Genomic DNA, 19123 nt, shown 5'->3' with positions numbered 1-19123 from the left:
TAAAAAACAAACACATGAAATACCTATTCATCACCGCGTTAGCCGCATGTATTTCCACTGCCGCTTTTGCACAAGAAAAAAAAGAAGCCACGGTTAAAATCGTTATCAACGAAAATGGCAAAGAACGCATCATTGAGAAAAAATTCAGTGACTTAGATCAAGCTGATGCCGAAATCAAAAAATTAAGCGATTCCTTAGACATCAATATTTCTACCTCAGGTGGAAAGAAAAAGATTGTTCGTGTAGACGTCAATAAAAGTCATTCACGTATGGGTGAACAACCAGGCAAAATCATCATCGAAAATATGGAAGGTGATTTAGCAGGCGGTCCAGACAAGCGTGTGATTATTCGTCGCGGAGGTCCAGGCATGGTCACTCCTGCACCAGGCGCTCCAGGTTTTCATGGAAAAGAGCCAAATGTGATGATCTTCCGAGGAGAAGGTGGCCCCGAGGGAATGCATAAAGAATTCAATATTGAATTAGATGGTCCAGGCATGGCACGACGTGAATTCAAACGTATCCACAAAGGTATGCTGGCAGATCAAGGCTCAAAAACGATTCACGGATTGAAAGCCACACCAAACAAACCATTTAATGGAAAAATCAGTGTTAAATTCAATGCCCCTGAAAAAGGAAATGTGAACATCTCAATTTTAGATGTAAATGGCAAGGAATTAGCTAATGAGCAAATTAAAGATTTTCAAGGCGACTATTTGGGTCAAGTAGACATCAAGAAAGCAGGTGCTGGCGTTTACTTTATTCGGGTAAGCCAAGGTGCAGATGGAGCTGTACGTAGAATTAAGGTTGATTAGTTTAATTCCCCAGGCCCTTGAGTCTGGGGAACATTTAAATCCGTCTAAGAAACAAACCCTGAGCTAACGCTCGGGGTTTTTATTTACCCATATTGGCCCAGGCAAAGGCATACATATCAGCCGTCAGCTCGATCAGCTTGGCTGTATTACTAGAGCCATGACCACTGTTGGTATCTATTCGAATGATCGCAGGTTTCTTTCCTGTATTTTTCTCTTGCAATGTCGCCGCATATTTAAATGAGTGCGCAGGTACTACGCGATCGTCATGATCTGCCGTAGTTATCAAAGTCGCCGGATAGGCCTTTGCTTGAATATTGTGTAGAGGAGAATAACTGTATAAAACCTTGAATTCTTCGGCATTATCACTAGAACCATAATCGGCAATCCAGTTCCAACCAATTGTAAATTTTTGGAAACGTAACATATCCATAACGCCTACACCAGGTAAGGCAACCCCGAATAATTCAGGATGCTGGTTGATAGCTGCACCCACTAACAATCCACCGTTCGACCGGCCAGAAGCGGCTAAATAAGAAGCAGAAGTATATTTCTGACGAATCAAATACTTAGCAGCATAAATGAAATCATCAAAAACATTCTGCTTTTTAAGTTTCATACCCGCCTCATGCCATTTTTCGCCATACTCGCTACCGCCACGTAAATTAGCCAATACATAGACGCCACCCTTTTCCAACCAAGCCATTAGGCTGGCCGTGAAAGTTGGCGTAGAGCTAATGTTAAACCCACCATATCCGTGTAGGATCGTTGGGTTTTTACCGTTGAGCACCATCCCTTTTTTACTCACAATAAACATCGGAACGCGTGTTCCATCTTTACTTGTGTAGAACTTCTGAAGTACTTGAAAGTCTTCAGGCTTGAAGGCTAATTTTGGCTTTTGGAATACCTTACTGGTATTTTGAGCAATCTCGTATTTATAAACTGTCGGTGGAAAGTTAAAGGATGAATAGGTAAAGAAAGCAAACGTATCTTCCTTCTCGCCTTGAAAACCGCTCACATTACCAAGACCCGGCAAACGAACGGATCCCAAGGCAACACCATTATAGTTGTAAATTAATGTACGTGAAGTTACGTCTTTGGAATAGGTCAAATACAAACGATTCCCTGCCGTAGTTGCATATTGCAAAGGTTCTGGTCGCTCAGGAATAAGTGGTTTCCAATTCGACTTTTCAGGTTTGGCTACATTTACTTCGACTAATTTCTGATTGGGCGCACCGTCATTTGTTTGCAAAATCAATCGATCGCCTTCATTGTCTACCACTGAATAATGAAATTGGGATGGTTCCGCGACAATCGGACGAAATACATCCCCCACCACATCTGTTCGAATAAACCAAAGCGCATTTCCATCTAAACCTTTGCCTCGATCACTAATCGTTAGGTAAGCGAATTTCTCATCATCCGACGTACTTACTGTATGGAATCGCTGGCCATTGCGCTTGTCTTCATACACTAATCGGTCCTGTGCTTGCGAAGTCCCTACGGTATGAAACCAAACTTGGTGGTTTTCATTCTTCGTACTCAATTCTTTCCCAGCTGCAGGTGCAGGATAACGTGAATAATAAAAGCCATTACCTTTCCAGGCAACGCCACTTACTTTAACCCATTGAATCTCATCCGCTAAGTCTTTACCCGTTTCCATGTCGCGCACCGTGTACGTCTGCCAGTCACTACCGCCTTTACTTAAACCGATACATGCATACCGACCGTCTTTATTTAAATTAAACACCGTTAGTCGCGTAGTTGCATCCGAGGATAATTTGTTGGGGTCTAAAACCTCTTCAGGAGTACCATTTAGGCCTTTTTGACGGTAGAGTACCGATTGGTTTTGTAGTCCTGAATTTTTGTAAAAATAGAACCATTCACCACGACGCGTAGGTGCTGAGAGCTTTTCGTAATTGCTCAATACCTCAATTCGTTTTTTGAATGTTTCACGCAATGGCAATTTTTCTAAATAGCCAAAACTTACTTCATTCTGAGCTTTAACCCAGGCTTTGGTATCTGCGCTGTTATCATCCTCAAGCCAACGGTACGGGTCGGCCACGGAAACCCCATGATATTGATCAACATGATCTACTTTACGTGTTTTAGGATAGGACAATTGAGCCATGGCATGAAGGCTTGCGCCAACTAAAAGGAGTGAAAGAATTCGTGTCTTCATAATCATTTATTTTTGATGAACCCAAAGCACTGCATCTGCAACGATTAGTCCTTTGGCATTTTTCGTGTAGACAAGCACGTCTGCTGTAACAGGGTCTGAAAAAGTATAGGTCCCGAGTGGCACCCAACCTGATTTCATATCCTGCGTTAATTTCAAGGCGACTGGAAATTTAGTTCGACCTACATAAACTTCCAACTGTACCGTGGTATTTCCCATGGAAGTTGGCAAAAAATAATACGCTTGATAAACACCTTTCAAAGGCGTTCGTGAATTAAACCTAACCCGCGCGCCCAAATCGTCATTCGAAAATGTGGACAAATATCCCTCTCCATACCCATTGACTTTATCGGCAACTTTCTTCCAGGGACCAATAACCTCGACCATCGATTTATTTGAATCATCTATCAACAAATCTGGACGAGATCCGTCCATCAGCGGATTAAAACTATAATATCGTTGCACATCTTCATCCTTCACCTGAGCCACCGATATTCCTTTTTGTATCGCATCGAGCATACGAATAACAGCCGTTTGACTCGCTAAAATAGCGTCTGACTCAAGAACCTTGTTCAGCATAAAAATAGGTGCTTGCGCGTTGGACCATTTAATAGATGTCTTTTGCAGATGTTTGGTGGTGCCGCCCATGCCATCATCCTCGACTTGATAGCTAACCTGATATCCCGCTTTGGTAAGCAATTCTGCCTTCAAACTGCAATCAATGAACTGTTTTGCTTTAACTAATCGAATGCCCTTTTCATCAGAAACACTCAACTGAAGCAATTGGGCCTCATTTTGTTGGATCTCTTGCAATTGCATCCCTTCCCAAACCAGGTATTCTGATTGCTTTTGATATGCGTCAATAACTTGTTTTTTAACTCCTGGCGCTGCCTCAAACACATCAAACTGGCCCACCTCTTTACCTAGTTTTCGGTAAAAATCCCAAGCTAAGCCTTTGATTTCGTGTCTGATAAGCTGGCTTGAAACCGGTAGTTCATCAACAGATTGTGGTACAATCAACAGTGTTTTTTTGCCTGCAATTTTGGCGGCGTGGGCGGCCAACTGAGCCCCAATATTTGACCCATAAATGACCACATCTACCTGCTGGGCTTTTTGGCCCAAGCAACAATGTACCGTCAGTAAAAGAATTAGAATTAAACGCATGCCATTAAAATAACGTACCGGTTTGGGCTTTAGGGGCGATTCCCACATGGTGGTAAGCCTTTTCGGTTGCTTCACGTCCACGAGACGTCCGCTTCAAAAATCCCTCCTGAATTAAAAATGGCTCATATACTTCTTCTATGGTTTCTGCCTCCTCTCCACATGCGGTGGCGATGGTGGTTAGGCCAACAGGCCCACCCTTGAACTTTTCGATAATCGTCATTAAAATGCGATTATCCATTTCATCCAATCCATTTTGATCCACATCCAAAGCATCCAGGGCAATTTGCGCAATGCGCACATCAATCTCCCCATTGCCTTTTACTTGGGCGAAGTCACGTGTTCTACGTAATAAATTATTGGCGATACGAGGTGTTCCTCTGCTCCGACGGGCAATCTCATAAGCCCCAGATTCCTCTATCGGCATTTTAAGAATTTGTGCGGAACGCTTCACAATGGTGGTGAGTAATTTGGCATCGTAATATTCCAAACGGGCATTAATCCCGAATCGGGCACGTAATGGTGAGGTTAATAAACCAGCTCGTGTGGTGGCTCCGATCAATGTAAATGGATTCAAACTAATTTGGATACTGCGGGCATTCGGACCCGAATCCAACATGATATCAATTTTATAATCTTCCATGGCTGAATACAAATATTCCTCCACGATTGGATTTAAGCGATGTATTTCATCAATAAACAATACATCAAAAGGCTGTAGATTGGTCAATAATCCCGCTAAATCAGAGGGTTTATCCAAGACCGGACCAGAAGAAATTTTCAACGTTGACCCCAATTCATTCGCAATAATGTGCGAAAGTGTTGTCTTACCTAAGCCGGGAGGGCCATGTAGCAGGACATGATCCAAAGCTTCTTCACGAGCTTTAGCAGCGCCAACAAATATTTTTAGATTCTCGACAATTTTTCCTTGGCCTGAAAAGTCAAAAAAACTCAAGGGCCGGAGGGCTTTATCGAACTCTTTTTCTTGTGGATTCAATGCTTCCGCATCACCCGTTAAATAATCTTCCCGCATAAGGCGTTGTGAATCAAAAATTGAAATCAAAGATAATTTTTTTATTGCGAAGATTTTATAGTTTTGAAAAACCTTATCGTTAATCATAAACCTATGACCTCCATCTTTATCGGCGAACTGGCCGGAACTGCTACGCTATTATATCTTGGAAATGGCGTTGTGGCCAATGTCCTCTTAAAAAATACCAAAGGAAACGGAACTGGATTACTCGCCATCGCAGCAGCTTGGGCTTTTGCGGTAACAATCGCCATTTACGTTTCAACGTATTTTGGTAGTTCAGGTGCCCATTTAAATCCAATCGTTACGATTGCAGATTGTGCTAAATCAGGCGACTGGACTTTATTCCCGACGTTTATTGGCGCACAATTACTTGGAGCCATGTTAGGGCAATTATTGGTTTGGATTCACTACAAACCACATTATGATATTACAGAGGATGCAGGTGCAATCAAAGCATCGTTTTGTACGGATCCTGCAATTAAAAATACCCCATTCAACTTTATATCGGAAGCCTTTGCATCAGCACTTGCTGTTGTTGCCCTCGGAACGTTTAGCACGATCGAAACAGGATTAGGTCCATTTATGGTAGGAATTCTAGTCTGGGGAGTGGGCCTTGGATTGGGAGGAACCACCGGATATGCGATTAACCCGGCACGTGATTTAGGCCCGCGTATTATGCATGCAATTCTACCTATTCCAAACAAAGGCCATTCGGATTGGGGCTATGCGTGGATTCCTGTTTTGGGTCCAGCGGCGGGAGCTTTGTTGGGTACCTACATTTTGACCTTAAACTAGACCACGTATGTATATTGGATCCATCGACCAGGGAACAACAAGTTCTCGGTTTATCATCTTTAATAAGGCTGGAGAAATTATTTCCGTAGGCCAAAAGGAACATCAACAGATTTACCCGCAAGCAGGCTGGGTCGAGCATAACCCAGATGAAATCTGGCAGAATACCCAAGAGGTTATTGGCCTAGCGCTAGGAAAAGCAAACTTATCCGCGAAAGATATTGCGGCAGTGGGAATTACGAACCAACGGGAAACGACGGTTGTGTGGAATAAACACACGGGTAAACCGTATTACAATGCAATCGTTTGGCAGGATACCCGCGTTGGATCTGAATTAGCTGAACTTGCCAAAGATGGCGGAATGGATCGTTTTCGTGCCAAAACCGGCTTGCCACTAGCGGCCTATTTTAGTGGATTAAAACTACGCTGGTTACTCAATAACATTGAAGGACTTCGTGCTGACGCTGAAAAAGGCGATGCGATTTTCGGAAATATGGATACGTTTATTGCGTGGCATTTAACCGGCGGATTGCACATCACGGATGTGACCAATGCAAGTAGAACCCAGTTGATGGATTTGGCTACATGCCAATGGGACGATGAAATTTTAGGCATTTTCAACATCCCCAAAATCATGTTACCCGAAATTAAATCAAGTTCCAAAGTCTATGGGCACGCAAAAGGGGTTTTAGGTGGTGTGCCACTTGCAGGAATTTTAGGGGACCAACAAGCTGCGTTGGTAGGCCAAACCTGCTTCAATCCGGGACAAGGGAAAAATACCTATGGAACGGGTTGCTTCTTACTGATGAATACGGGGGAGAAACCGGTGCCATCGAAGCATGGGTTGTTGACAACGGTAGCGTACCAGCTGGGCGATGAACCTGTGCATTATGCCCTAGAAGGTTCCGTAGCCATTACAGGCGCATTAGTACAATGGCTGCGCGATAACTTAGGGATCATTAAAAACAGCCCCGATATTGAAAAATTAGCCAAAGAAGTGGAGGACAACGGCGGATGCTATTTTGTGCCAGCCTTCTCAGGTTTATACGCTCCCTATTGGAAATCAGATGCGCGTGGCGTGATTGTAGGCCTGACACGCTATGTCAATAAATCACATATTGCACGTGCTGCGTTAGAAGCTACCGCTTTTCAAACCTGGGAAGTATTGGAAGCGATGGAAAAAGACGCCGGAATTCCAATCACGTCTTTACGCGTCGATGGAGGCATGGTCGTCAATCAATTATTGATGCAATTCCAAGCAGATATACTCGGCGAAGAAGTGATTTGTCCCAAGATCATTGAAACAACAGCATTAGGTGCTGCCTATGCAGCTGGACTCGCAGTAGGTTATTGGAAAAACTTAGAGGACCTACGCAAAAACTGGGGCATTGCCCATACCTGGAAAAAACAAATGCCGGCGTCAACACGCCAGCATCTGCAAGGTCAATGGAAAAAAGCCGTTACGAAAAGTTTCGACTGGGCTGAAGATTAAGCACGCTTAATCTTTACGGCTTCTACTTTTGTTGTCCCATAAGCAGGACAATACGCAGGTTGTGCACAAGAACTAAAGATTAATCCGGCCAACACACTTAATGCAATAAGCTTTTTCATATCGTTTTGATTAAACTGTTACTACTGTTTTTTTAATCACTGGCTTCACCTCAGCAACCGGAGTTTTAGGCTCATTATAACCTAAAATCTGTAACATCGTCCCACTCGATTGTTCCTCTTGGAACAAGCGCGTTGTAATTGTTCCATCTTCTAATCGATCCACAATCACGTGCTTCGGTGCAGGAATTAAGCAATGTTGGATACCACCGTAACCTCCTAAAGATTCTTGATAGGCACCGGTGTGGAAAAAGCCAACATACTGGCGTTCCTGATCCTCTTCAAATATAGGTAAATACAAATCGGAACTATGTGCTTCAGTATTATAAAAATCCATCGAGTCGCAAGTCAATCCACCTAAGTTCACTTTCTGATAAGGCGAACTCCAATTATTGACAGGTAACATGATGTACTTCTGATTCATACCCCATGAATCCGGTAATTGTGTAATGAAAGAACCATCGATCATGTACCACAACTCCTTATCATTCTGCAACTTCTGATCAATAATCTCATACAACACAGCACCACTTTCCCCGACCGTATACGAACCAAACTCAGTGAATATATTCGGTACTGGTACATTGTTCTTATTGCAAATCCACGAAATTGATTCAACGATTTCATCGACCATCGACTGGTAATCGTAGTTAAATTGAAGTGATGTTTGAATCGGCAAACCACCCCCTAAATCGATAGAATCTAATTCAGGACAAACTTTTTTCAACTCACAATATTTGTAAATAAAGCGGCTCAATTCCGACCAATAATACGCAGAGTCTTTAATTCCTGTGTTGATAAAGAAATGAAGCATCTTCAGATTAAACTTCGGATTTGGCTTAATTTTCTCTTCATATAAGGAAATCACATCGGAATAACGAACACCTAAACGCGATGTATAGAATGCGAAATCTGGCTCCTCATCTGTTGCGATACGGATCGCAAGATTCGCTTTTTCGGCAGTCACCGACTTCTCATAGAAATCGATTTCCTTTAGATTATCAAGGATTGGAATACAGTTAAATCCATCATTAATTAACTCGGAAATATATTGCGTGTACAAAGGTTGCTTGTAGCCGTTGCACAAAATATAGGTCGATTTCGACACTTTACCTTGTTTGTACATATCCCGAATAATGGGAATATCAAATGCACTTGAGGTTTCTAGATGCACATGTTGCTTCAAAACTTCCTCTAAAATGAACGAGAAATGAGAAGATTTCGTACAGTAACAATAGGTATAATTCCCCTTGTAATTATATTTCTTAATGGCATTACGAAACAGCAATTTGGCGTTTTCGATATGCTCCGAGATTTTCGGCAAATAGGACACTTTTAACGGCGTGCCATATTGTTTGATGATTTCCATCAAGGGCACGTTGTTAAATAACAACTCATTATTCTCATTGATATTGAATTCACGCGTGGGGAACTCAATGGTTTGATCAATTAGATCGACGTAATTTTTCATTCAGTCAGATGAATTGTACTCAAGCGAACTTGAGTTTGTGGAAAAACGTGCAAAACTGCAATAAAAGTATGTACTTTGCAAACGAATTACTGATTAAGTTATTATGCCCAAAATTCATTTTATCGCAATCGGCGGCGCTGCCATGCATAATTTAGCACTTGCCTTAAAAGCCAAAGGATTTGAAATCACCGGCTCCGATGATGAAATTTACGAACCATCTAAAAGTCTTTTAGAAGCAAATGGTATCCTTCCAGATGCATTTGGCTGGTTTCCTGAGAAAATCACCACTGATTTAGATGCCGTTATTGTGGGGATGCACGCACGTGCCGACAACCCTGAATTACTCCGCGCACAAGAATTGGGCATTCAGATTGAATCCTATCCTTCATTTTTATACGAACAAAGTAAAAACAAGCAGCGTATTGTAATTGCAGGAAGTCATGGAAAGACCAGTATTACTTCCATGATTTTACATGTTTTAAAAACGCTTAACAAACCATTTGACTATTTAGTAGGCGCGCGGATCGAGGGATTCGACCTGATGGCCTCGCTTTCAGATGCGCCGATCATCGTCATTGAAGGTGACGAATACTTAGCTTCTCCGATCGACCGACAAGCTAAATTTTTATTATACCAACCGCATATTTGTTTAATCTCAGGCATCGCTTGGGATCACATTAATGTATATCCAACGTTTGAATCGTATACAGATTCATTCAAACAATTAATTCAAGAATTACCCAAAGCAGGTTCTTTGTTTTTTGACGAGACGGACCACGTGCTGGCAGACCTAACGGAAAGCTGTCCGGAACATGCCGCGAAGCAAGGTTATCAGGCACATCCATCGACTATTCAAGATGGCCAGACGATTTTGATTGGAAAAGATGGCAAATCATATCCAATTCAGGTTTTTGGCGAACATACCTTGAAGAATTTAAATGGCGCCCGATTGATTTGCGAGCAAATAGGCATTTCGACTACCGCTTTTTATGAGGCCATTCAAAGTTTCAAAGGGGCAGCAAAACGATTGGAGTTAGTTGCGTCAGCAGAAAACGGATTGTTTTATAAAGATTTTGCGCATGCTCCATCGAAAGTAAAAGCGACCACAGAGGCATTAAAAAATCAATTCCCGTCTCGAAAATTAGTGGCTTGTTTGGAATTACATACATTTAGCAGCTTAAATCCGGCCTTTTTGCCCCAATATGCGGGCACCTTGGATTTGGCAGATGAGGCGATCATTTACTTAAGTGAACATGCGCGCGAAATCAAACGCATGGACCGTATCGAAGAATACGTCGTTCAAACTTATTTCAAGCATCCTAGTTTGCGTGTTATCCGTGATGCGGAAACCTTACGCAATGCCTTGTTAGCGGAAACGTGGGGAGAAGCCAACCTCCTTATGATGTCTTCAGGGACATTTGATGGATTGGATATGCCAAAATTGGGCCAAGAAATCGGGATGTTACGCGTTTAGCAATTGGTCTAGCTCGGCTTTAAAACCTGTTAGCAAAAGCTCCTTCATGCTAATCTTACGTTTTTGCGTATTGATTTTGCTCTGCGTAGGTTTATCATCCATGAGACGATCGCGTTCCGCTTGCGCCATAAAATCGTCAAGTTCACCTCGCTCCTTCTTCGTCATGTAATCCATCTGATTAATCATGATTTTCAGCTGCTCGATCCGAGGCTTATCATTTAAGGCTGGATGGCGATACGAAATCACGCGCAACAAATAGTTCATTTCAAAAATCTTATCGCACGCGTTACGGAAACGTTCAGCCATACTGCGATCTATCGTTTTCACCTGCGCAGTAACCTCTTTCCATTTAATGAGGTAGGCCTTAGCTAAGTCGGCAGTAGCCGGCATATTCACTTGATCGCCCAACTTCAATTCTAATTCTCCCGTCATAGCGACTAGTTCTTGAATGCGTGGATCGACACGAGGCTTGTATTCAATGCCGTTAATGCGATTATACTTTTCGAAAAACATGTCATTGGCTTTCTTGAAATTCTTCCAAAGCATGGATTGCTTTTTCGGAGGAAGACCAATGACCAATTTCCATTCTTTTTGCAATTCTTTGACCTTGATAATGGCTGCGTCTAGGTCGTCTGACTTGCGGTATTGATGTACGGCATCGATGTATCCTTGTAACGTGAGGATTTTCTCGTCGATTTGTCGGTTTTTATCTTCAAAAAACGCTCTTCTACGTAAGAAGAACTGATCCATAATTTCTTGAAATGAATCTGAAAGGGCATCTTGGAATTGTTTGTCCACCGGCCCTGTCTTTACCCATTTGGCTTTCAATTCCATCAGCTCATCGGTCGCCGAAATTACATCCTCTTGGTTTGCAATGACTTGAGCGTCCTCAATGAGGGCACGTTTGATTTCAAGATTCTTGATTTGATTGTTTTGGATGAGTCCACGAAGAAATTCCTCGAGTTCGTCTAACTTGGTGAGCAGGGGAATAAAATCGCCTAGGCCATCGAAGGAAGCCAAGTAGGCTTTCATCTGAACAACCTTGGTTAGGTAGGATCCTTTATTTTGGACTTCTTCCACCTCTTGGGCTAATTGATTAACCTTAGATTTGGCTAATTCGAACCGTCTGGCGAAATAATTTAGTGCTTCTTGTTCGGTATCGCGAACAAAACCGATTTCACGCAAAGGGAAATCCAAATAGGCATTTAGAAAAACTTTGCCGTCCTGGCAAAATCCGTACTCATTTTTAACGGTGTGGCTCATGTCAAATCTTATAAAAGAGCTTCAAGCAAACGCTTTGGCTCATTAAATCCAACCTCAATTTATCTAAAAAATTATAAATAAATCAAGAAATCATCCGTAGAAACTCAAAAAATTACATAAAAATAACATTCTTTGCAGGTTCAAATCAAACTAACACGATTGACCTTATGAGTAACGAAACGATTATATTTTCAATGGAGCGCGTTTCCAAAGTGATTCCTCCACAGAAAACGATCATAAAAAATATATATTTATCCTTTTTTTACGGTGCAAAAATCGGGGTTCTTGGACTTAATGGTTCCGGTAAATCAACCCTTTTACGCATCATTGCCGGATTAGATAAATCATTTACAGGTGATGTAGTCTGGTCTCCAGGCTACACGGTTGGATTGCTTGAGCAAGAGCCCCAATTAGATCCTAATAAAACTGTTCTTGAGGTTGTTGAAGAGGCCGTAGTTGAAATTAAAAACCTATTAAAGGAGTTTGATGAGATTAACGAGGCGTTTGCTGATCCGGATGCCGACTTTGATAAGTTATTAGCGCGTCAAGGAGAAGTTCAAGAAAAACTTGACCACAGCAATGCGTGGGAATTGGATACACGTTTGGAAAAAGCCATGGACGCGTTGCGTTGTCCAGATCCAGACGCTTTGGTCAGTACACTTTCTGGTGGAGAAAAACGCCGTGTGGCGCTTTGCAGATTGTTACTTCAAGAGCCTGATGTCTTGTTATTGGATGAGCCTACTAACCACTTGGATGCTGAATCCGTTGACTGGTTGGAGCAACATTTACGTCAATACAAAGGAACCGTTATTGCAGTAACCCACGATAGATACTTCTTGGATAATGTAGCTGGTTGGATTTTGGAATTAGATCGCGGCGAAGGGATTCCATGGAAAGGGAATTATTCTTCGTGGTTAGAGCAGAAACAAAACCGGTTGGCGCAAGAAGAAAAGACAGAATCTCGCCGACAAAAAACCCTACAACGCGAGTTGGAGTGGGTTCGTATGGCGCCAAAAGCCCGTCAAGCGAAATCAAAAGCGCGTATCGGGGCTTATGAAAAATTACTCTCGGAGGAGAATCGTCAGAAAGAAGATAAGTTGGAGTTGTTCATTCCAGCAGGTCCTCGTTTAGGAAATAAGGTGATTGAAGTACAAGGTGTTTCCAAGTCCTTTGGAGATAAATTATTGTACGAAAATGTGAGTTTCACACTACCTCCGGCAGGCATTGTGGGAATTATTGGACCAAATGGTGCGGGTAAAACAACGATGTTCAAGTTGATTACGGGTCAATTGCAACCTGATTCTGGTAGTTTTGAGGTAGGTGAAACAGTGAAATTAGCATATGTAGATCAAGAGCATAATCAACTGATTGCTGAGAAATCGGTGTATGAAACTATTGCCGACGGTAATGATTGGATCATGCTGGGTGGCAAACAATCAAATGCCCGTGCCTATGTGAGTAAGTTTAATTTCAATGGGGCGGATCAAGAAAAGAAAATTGGCAATTTATCTGGTGGCGAACGCAACCGGGTACATTTGGCGATGATGTTAAAAGAGGGGGCGAATGTGTTGTTGCTGGATGAGCCAACCAATGATTTGGATGTAAATACACTTCGTGCATTAGAGGAAGGTTTAGAGAATTTTGCGGGTTGTGCGGTGGTTATTTCCCACGATAGATGGTTCTTAGACCGTATTGCAACGCATATTTTGGCATTTGAGGGAGATTCTCAGGTGACTTATTTTGAGGGTAATTATTCAGAATATGAGGAAGCTCGGAAAAAACGATTAGGGGACGTGGCTCCGAAACGAATTCGGTACAAGAAGCTACAATAAGGTCTGCAGATTAAGCAGGACCACTTATGAACACTTTTGCGTATTTTTGCACGTGAAAATGAGCCTGGCAATAAATGATTTAGGCAAAGATTGAGCGTTTAAACGAATGGCAACATGACACCAAGAGAAAAAATTCAAGCGGTTATTGACGAAATGGGTAAAGTGGTTGTTGGGCAGGAACGCCTCATAAACCGCCTCCTTGTGGGTCTATTTACGGGTGGACACGTACTCTTAGAAGGTGTCCCTGGTCTAGCCAAAACGCTAACAATCAATACATTAGCTAAAATATTAGATTTACATTTTCAGCGAATTCAATTTACTCCGGATTTACTTCCTTCAGATTTAGTGGGTACGATGATTTACAATCCGCTAAAAAATGAGTTTGAAGTCAAAAAGGGGCCTATTTTTGCTCAGATTATTTTAGCGGATGAAATAAACCGGGCACCCGCAAAAGTGCAGTCGGCCTTATTAGAAGCCATGGCTGAAAAGCAGGTTACGATTGGTGAAACTACTTACCTGTTAGACAAGCCCTTTCTGGTTCTAGCTACCCAAAACCCCGTGGAGCAAGAAGGAACTTTCCCTTTGCCTGAAGCACAAGTTGACCGCTTTATGATGAAGGTTTTCCTTAATTATTTGGATAAAGAACAGGAACTGGAGGTGATGCGGAAGATGTCTAACATGGATTTCCAGTATGAGCCCAAGGCGATTTTAACTTTATCAGATATTCAGGCAATTCGAAAAGAGATCAATCAAATTACGATTTCGGAGACCTTGGAAAAATACATCATTGAGTTGATTTTCGCGACGCGAAATCCGGCGGATTATGGGCTAACGAAAGAGGCAGATTACATTCAATTTGGCGCTTCGCCGCGTGCGAGTATTCATTTAAACTTAGCTGCTAAAGTGATGGCCTACCTCGCAGGACGTGATTATGTATTGCCAGAAGACATCAAGGAAATGACGCCGGATGTGTTAAATCACCGGATTATTTTGACTTACGAGGCAGAGGCGGATAACATCACGAGTTTACAAATCATTCAAACAATCTTGAGTTCGGTGGCAATTAATCGCTAAAAAAATAATCCTCCAAGTTGTACCACCAATGCTCGTCCGTGTGGAGATAAATCACCAACGGAATAATTCAAGTCATACAAAATTGAGATATTAGGACCAATGCGACTACCACGACCGATTCCTAATAATATTGGAGTGCTGTATTTTTGCCCAAAACTAACATTACTAATAGCTGAATACTTATCAATTTGAAAGTGTAAATATAATTCTCCAATTCTTTCATTAAAAACAGGTAAATATTGCTTAGCGAAGACACTTCCCCCAAGCAAACTAATCGAGCTACTCCCAAAAGAATTGTACTGATAATTTGCTCCCAAACCAACTACTGATGAATTTGTCAACAAATATCCCAACTGAGGACCAAGACCAATACTAAATGAAGTGCTTCCTGAACCGATACTTCCGATACTTAATCCCGTCAATCCTCCTCCAAAATAAATTCTTTCTCGAGTAGAAAGCCTATTGACATCTTCTTCATAGCCCTGAGCTTGCAATAGAAAGCATGACCCCAAAAAAAACAAAATAGAAAAAAGTGTATTCATTTTCATAATTCCATAATTTATTACCAATAACGATAGACACGATAAACAATTTTGGGCTGATGATTTCCATAAGCAACACCAATGTCGCGAATCGCCTTTATCTGCGATTTTTGCAAATTGTAAGATCGTGTTGCGGCCAGTTTATTGGATTCTTCTACCCTTAATTGGCGCTCCTCTTCTTTCTTTTCACGTATATCTAGTTTGGTTGCGACCTGAGCAGATAGAGTCGCCGCATCAGCTGCACATTCAGAATCAGAAGAAATTGCACCCAAATAGGCAGAAGCTTCCTCCGCATTTCGGTTAGCCCATGCAGCACGAGCTTTTCCCAAATTCTCAGCACAAAGATGATTGGAAATCTTTTTTAAGATTAAACCTACCTCAGTGTAGCATTTCATATCAGGAGTATAATTGACCAAATAATCTGCAGCACCTTGCCAATCATTTTTGGCAATTAAAACATTGGCATTTGTGATATTTTGCTGACACTCCAATTCTAATTTCTCACGATAAATTGTAGCTGCCTCGTCCATGGATTTCATGTAACAATCTTTACATACTTCAGGAATAGCAACAAGTTCTGCTAATGCAGCATCAAAATCACGCATTTTGGCTTTTGTTTGAGCTCCTTTTATGATAAAATCACATCTTGAATTATAATACTCGATGATCTTATTTTTGCCTTGCTCAATCATTTGAGTATATTTGGGGTCATCTGTCTTCAAATTTCGTAGAGCGGAAACATAAGCCTTAGATTCAGTTTCGCCGACACCTTTCAAAGTGACATTTGTACCAGAAAATTTCGTTCCAGCAATACCATCGCCGACAAAAAAGTTTACATCAATCGCATAAGAATGCATCGGAGGAGCAGTAGTGGTGATTTCTTTGGATATAACATTCACTGCCGCAGATATAATAAACCGCTTATCGATAGCATTTCCTCCAACCCCTTGCTTCGTTGCAATTTGATTAATCTTGTTTTCGAGATTCGAACGAGCAATATCAGTTAGACCCTCCACCTGATCAGGGATATATGTTGATAATACAATCCGCGCAACATCATCTGATTTCCCAAGATTATTTTGAGCAAAACTAGAATGATAAATTACTATTGACATCAATAGGATGAATAAAATTCGTTTCATATGTTTGGTATTTCTCATTTGCTGCCTAAAGTAATCAATGCTTCGCCTAATCCTTTAGTAACTAATTTACATTCCAAAGCATATTTATCCTTTAACATTTTTCTTAGCCCTTGTCCCCAAGCATATGCATCCAATTTTCTATTTTTTGCATCCACGACAGGAACCATTACTTGAGAAAAATTCATCATATTTTCTGATTGGTCATCAAGACTAAAATTCCCTTGAACTGAATTCTCGCGTACCCAGTCTTCAATGATTTCTAGTAATTCTTTCCCATCAAATTCAGACTCAAGATCCTTATCAAAGTTGCTTGATTTGCGAACCTTAAGTGACATTTCACGACCTTTTGTTTCAACACTTGTAAAGTGATCTAACAATTGTACATTGAATCGATCTAAATAGGACAAAATTGCTTCTTCCAATAAAACTGAAATCTCAGATGTAAAAGTTTGCTGGCCAGTACCTGATGCACCTGCAATTTGTTTACCTGAAAATGAATCATTACCAGCCAATGTAAATGTAATAGATCTGCGAGGGCCTTGCGGATTATTTACTGTCCACCCCAAATCAATGATAATATCTGCTTTAGCGGTTTTCTTTAACTTATCCGTAGGTGATTCACTGAGTTCTCCACCATCCTTCAGCGTAGTCATCGCTTCCGAAGCAGCGTCATTTTCCAACTTTTTCAACATAGTTTCAAGATTTACTAAAGGGAAACCACGCGATGTCATCAATTCATTGATTTTAGTAATCACTAAACCTAGCTCAGAACTTGTTTGAAGTGCACGCTTATAATCAGGTACAACTACCATCTTACCTTGATTGTCAAAATTTGAAGTAAAGTTGTGCTCCAGGCACCACTGGTCTTTAGGAACTACCATAATTGAAGGCTTTTTTCCAGTAATTGCATTTGACAAGGATTTAATAATATTATCCTTTTCCAATTCCTTTCGAAGATCCTCAATGTTCACAGATACAACAACACCTATTTTAAATTCCTTACCAATTTTGATCCTATCACCTGGCCCTATTTCTCCATTATCAACCAAAGAAACAAATTTCATGTAACGACCACCATTCTCAAAAAAGGATTCAAAATAATCTCCTTTCTCTAGCTCTACATTAGAGTCGAGTACCAAGGCTTTTTGGCCTGGTACTCGATCTATGGGAGCAAATCCTTTGAAAATTACACCATGTATTGCATTCTTTTTTGACTGCTCAATGGCAGTTTCTGCAACTTTTGAATAGGACCAAACTTTAATTTGATAGGTCCCTTGTGTGCCGACACCAACTGCTTCAATTTCGTATCGCCAATTTTCCGTGTCCTTGTCAGCCTTACGTTGGCCTTGTGCAAAAACGGTAGATATTGAAATCAATATACCTAAAGTTGCTAAATATAATACATTACCTATTTTCATTGTTAGTAAATTATTTAATTTGACGCAGTAACATTCCTACTTGAATCTTCTTTGATCCCTCAAAAGTTGTTTTGCCTAAAGCTTGTGCCTCTGTAGTCGCTGGATCTGTAGATTTTTCACCCCCAGAATAACGATTATCCCAAACCAATTTCTTATCAACAGTTACCTTACCAACCGACTTATACTCCGTCATACCAGTATCAGGATTTTGGACAATTTCCAAGGCTTCAAATTTTTCACCACCTTCTAGACCTTCTTTCATTCCTATACTAGCTGTAATTGGATTTACACTAGATACTTGGATTTTAGGTTTAAATACGTCATATACCTTCTGCATTTTTGCAAATACATTGTCAACGTTTCTAACTGTGGCCAAATTTATAATTTGCTCTTCCGTCCGTTCTTCCTTTAATGAAAAAGTAACTAAACTCGTTGCAGATTCTTTACCTACAAACTCGAGTTCATAATCATTTGATGCATCAAATGCTGCAGAATTAGACCAATGCTCATTATAAAACTTGTCTTCGATAGACTTGTCCCATTTTAATTTATATAACCAAGTCTTCGTCCAAACACTGTACCCAACTTTAGCTTTCTCATAAGCCGCTTGTGCAAGTTGCTCAGCTTTTTGTCGAGCAAATGGAATCGAAATTTTCGCAGTTTCCGTTAATGCTAAAAGTAGTGCAGCTTTTGCAACTGGCTCATTTTCTACAAAGTTTAATTTTGAAAATACAACAAATGTATTGGGAATCAAGTCAGCGCCTGCGTCTTCCAATGCTCGGCTACCTTTAACTTGTCCTGCTGCTTTTGCTTTTTCTAATTCAGAGGCATCATAAATTCCTCTTTCTCCAACAAGATCAACATTAAATTTACCTGCAGCATTACGGTTAAACCATTTTGCAACTAATTGCTTTGCAAGTTGCTTTTCTTTAGCAAACTTGTAAATTTTAGATGGCATATCTGCATCATTATCAACTATTCCTGAAGATGCCCCAGCCATTGCCCCATTTAAAGCACCGCCTAGCTCAGATGGCTTCTCCTGACCAGCCGCAGCTCGATCGCCATCAGTAACTTGAATTGCTGCTGGATTCATTGTTTTCAAATTGGGCAGAATGTGATTATTGTACTTGTCAGGAAATGGGTATCCATTCCAAGATTTCATAACAAGGTCCTTTTGAGGGAAGGATTCTGATTCCATCAGAACAATGTGTAATGAACTTCTACGATAAGTAGGTTTCGCATCTTGCGAATTTGCATTTAGCGTCGCAAAACATACGAATGCTAAGATTAAGTAGTAAAATTTTTTCATTCTAATTGAGGGTCTT

General features: G+C 41.1%; 16 protein-coding genes. 6 read left to right on the top strand and 10 right to left on the bottom strand.

The window, feature by feature from the left end; translation table 11 throughout:
• Positions 1-14 precede the first annotated feature (14 nt).
• Positions 15-812 carry a T9SS type A sorting domain-containing protein gene (locus tag U0R10_RS00175; RefSeq protein ID WP_377981656.1) on the top strand — a complete coding sequence of 266 codons (798 nt, stop codon included), beginning with the start codon at positions 15-17 and terminating at the stop codon, positions 810-812.
• 79 nt (positions 813-891) lie between these two features.
• Here the strand turns inward: U0R10_RS00175 and U0R10_RS00170 are convergent, their stop codons facing one another.
• Genes U0R10_RS00170 through ruvB form a run of 3 tightly spaced genes read right to left on the bottom strand, consistent with a single transcriptional unit; the run spans position 892 to position 5182 of the window.
• Positions 892-2991 carry a prolyl oligopeptidase family serine peptidase gene (locus tag U0R10_RS00170; RefSeq protein ID WP_377981655.1) on the bottom strand — a complete coding sequence of 700 codons (2100 nt, stop codon included), beginning with the start codon at positions 2989-2991 and terminating at the stop codon, positions 892-894.
• A gap of 6 nt (positions 2992-2997) precedes the next feature.
• Positions 2998-4152, bottom strand: coding sequence for a golvesin C-terminal-like domain-containing protein (locus tag U0R10_RS00165; protein ID WP_377981654.1), 1155 nt, complete (start codon positions 4150-4152; stop codon positions 2998-3000).
• Positions 4153-4156: 4 nt separating this feature from the next.
• Complete coding sequence (gene ruvB, locus U0R10_RS00160) at positions 4157-5182, bottom strand: Holliday junction branch migration DNA helicase RuvB (RefSeq protein ID WP_377981653.1); 1026 nt, start codon at positions 5180-5182, stop codon at positions 4157-4159.
• A 93-nt stretch (positions 5183-5275) separates the two neighbouring features.
• Between ruvB and U0R10_RS00155 the strand changes: the two genes are divergently transcribed.
• Both U0R10_RS00155 and glpK read left to right on the top strand, forming a co-directional pair.
• A complete protein-coding gene (locus tag U0R10_RS00155) occupies positions 5276-5977 on the top strand; it encodes an MIP/aquaporin family protein (protein ID WP_377981652.1) in 702 nt (233 codons plus the stop codon).
• A 7-nt stretch (positions 5978-5984) separates the two neighbouring features.
• Entirely contained in the window at positions 5985-7466 is a 1482-nt protein-coding gene (gene glpK, locus U0R10_RS00150) for a glycerol kinase GlpK (protein WP_377981651.1), read from the top strand.
• On the opposite strand, the gene U0R10_RS00145 is transcribed toward glpK, so the two are convergent.
• On the bottom strand, positions 7463-7585 hold the full coding sequence (locus U0R10_RS00145) for a hypothetical protein (RefSeq protein ID WP_377981650.1): 123 nt from the start codon (positions 7583-7585) through the stop codon (positions 7463-7465). The genes glpK and U0R10_RS00145 overlap by 4 nt on opposite strands.
• 10 nt (positions 7586-7595) lie before the next feature.
• Complete coding sequence (locus U0R10_RS00140; RefSeq protein ID WP_377981649.1) at positions 7596-9053, bottom strand: type III PLP-dependent enzyme domain-containing protein; 1458 nt, start codon at positions 9051-9053, stop codon at positions 7596-7598.
• A 103-nt stretch (positions 9054-9156) separates the two neighbouring features.
• Here U0R10_RS00140 and U0R10_RS00135 point away from each other — a divergent pair, with 103 nt between their 5' ends.
• On the top strand, positions 9157-10527 hold the full coding sequence (locus U0R10_RS00135) for a UDP-N-acetylmuramate--L-alanine ligase (protein ID WP_377981648.1): 1371 nt from the start codon (positions 9157-9159) through the stop codon (positions 10525-10527).
• On the opposite strand, the gene U0R10_RS00130 is transcribed toward U0R10_RS00135, so the two are convergent.
• Positions 10516-11790, bottom strand: coding sequence for a DUF349 domain-containing protein (locus U0R10_RS00130; RefSeq protein WP_377981647.1), 1275 nt, complete (start codon positions 11788-11790; stop codon positions 10516-10518). The genes U0R10_RS00135 and U0R10_RS00130 overlap by 12 nt on opposite strands.
• A 167-nt stretch (positions 11791-11957) precedes the next feature.
• Here U0R10_RS00130 and ettA point away from each other — a divergent pair, with 167 nt between their 5' ends.
• A complete protein-coding gene (gene ettA, locus U0R10_RS00125) occupies positions 11958-13622 on the top strand; it encodes an energy-dependent translational throttle protein EttA (protein ID WP_377981646.1) in 1665 nt (554 codons plus the stop codon).
• 114 nt (positions 13623-13736) lie between these two features.
• A complete protein-coding gene (locus U0R10_RS00120; RefSeq protein WP_377981645.1) occupies positions 13737-14696 on the top strand; it encodes an AAA family ATPase in 960 nt (319 codons plus the stop codon).
• Here U0R10_RS00120 and U0R10_RS00115 read toward each other — a convergent pair.
• From U0R10_RS00115 to U0R10_RS00100, 4 genes are read right to left on the bottom strand one after another with little or no spacing between them, the layout of a single operon-like run.
• Positions 14693-15244 (bottom strand): hypothetical protein, encoded by a 552-nt coding sequence (locus tag U0R10_RS00115; protein ID WP_377981644.1) that lies wholly within the window; start codon positions 15242-15244, stop codon positions 14693-14695. The genes U0R10_RS00120 and U0R10_RS00115 overlap by 4 nt on opposite strands.
• A 14-nt stretch (positions 15245-15258) precedes the next feature.
• A complete protein-coding gene (locus U0R10_RS00110; RefSeq protein ID WP_377981643.1) occupies positions 15259-16380 on the bottom strand; it encodes a hypothetical protein in 1122 nt (373 codons plus the stop codon).
• Between the two features lie 14 nt (positions 16381-16394).
• The gene (locus U0R10_RS00105) at positions 16395-17798 is read right to left on the bottom strand and encodes a DUF6175 family protein (RefSeq protein WP_377981642.1); all 1404 of its coding nucleotides are present in this window, start codon (positions 17796-17798) and stop codon (positions 16395-16397) included.
• A 10-nt stretch (positions 17799-17808) separates the two neighbouring features.
• Positions 17809-19107, bottom strand: coding sequence for a hypothetical protein (locus U0R10_RS00100; protein ID WP_377981641.1), 1299 nt, complete (start codon positions 19105-19107; stop codon positions 17809-17811).
• Positions 19108-19123: the final 16 nt, after the last annotated feature.

Origin of the sequence: Aquirufa avitistagni (assembly GCF_042715545.1) — a bacterium.
In the GTDB taxonomy this organism is placed as follows: domain Bacteria; phylum Bacteroidota; class Bacteroidia; order Cytophagales; family Spirosomataceae; genus Aquirufa; species Aquirufa avitistagni.
The sequence above is the reverse complement of the archived record's forward strand: the minus strand, read 5'-3'. Positions and strand labels throughout refer to the sequence as shown.

Coding starts and splice junctions, on each gene's coding strand:
- U0R10_RS00175 (WP_377981656.1), top strand. CDS start 15: ATGAAATACCTATTCATCACCGCGTTAGCCGCATGTATTTCCACTGCC.
- U0R10_RS00170 (WP_377981655.1), bottom strand. CDS start 2,991: ATGAAGACACGAATTCTTTCACTCCTTTTAGTTGGCGCAAGCCTTCAT.
- U0R10_RS00165 (WP_377981654.1), bottom strand. CDS start 4,152: ATGCGTTTAATTCTAATTCTTTTACTGACGGTACATTGTTGCTTGGGC.
- ruvB (WP_377981653.1), bottom strand. CDS start 5,182: ATGCGGGAAGATTATTTAACGGGTGATGCGGAAGCATTGAATCCACAA.
- U0R10_RS00155 (WP_377981652.1), top strand. CDS start 5,276: ATGACCTCCATCTTTATCGGCGAACTGGCCGGAACTGCTACGCTATTA.
- glpK (WP_377981651.1), top strand. CDS start 5,985: ATGTATATTGGATCCATCGACCAGGGAACAACAAGTTCTCGGTTTATC.
- U0R10_RS00145 (WP_377981650.1), bottom strand. CDS start 7,585: ATGAAAAAGCTTATTGCATTAAGTGTGTTGGCCGGATTAATCTTTAGT.
- U0R10_RS00140 (WP_377981649.1), bottom strand. CDS start 9,053: ATGAAAAATTACGTCGATCTAATTGATCAAACCATTGAGTTCCCCACG.
- U0R10_RS00135 (WP_377981648.1), top strand. CDS start 9,157: ATGCCCAAAATTCATTTTATCGCAATCGGCGGCGCTGCCATGCATAAT.
- U0R10_RS00130 (WP_377981647.1), bottom strand. CDS start 11,790: ATGAGCCACACCGTTAAAAATGAGTACGGATTTTGCCAGGACGGCAAA.
- ettA (WP_377981646.1), top strand. CDS start 11,958: ATGAGTAACGAAACGATTATATTTTCAATGGAGCGCGTTTCCAAAGTG.
- U0R10_RS00120 (WP_377981645.1), top strand. CDS start 13,737: ATGACACCAAGAGAAAAAATTCAAGCGGTTATTGACGAAATGGGTAAA.
- U0R10_RS00115 (WP_377981644.1), bottom strand. CDS start 15,244: ATGAAAATGAATACACTTTTTTCTATTTTGTTTTTTTTGGGGTCATGC.
- U0R10_RS00110 (WP_377981643.1), bottom strand. CDS start 16,380: ATGAAACGAATTTTATTCATCCTATTGATGTCAATAGTAATTTATCAT.
- U0R10_RS00105 (WP_377981642.1), bottom strand. CDS start 17,798: ATGAAAATAGGTAATGTATTATATTTAGCAACTTTAGGTATATTGATT.
- U0R10_RS00100 (WP_377981641.1), bottom strand. CDS start 19,107: ATGAAAAAATTTTACTACTTAATCTTAGCATTCGTATGTTTTGCGACG.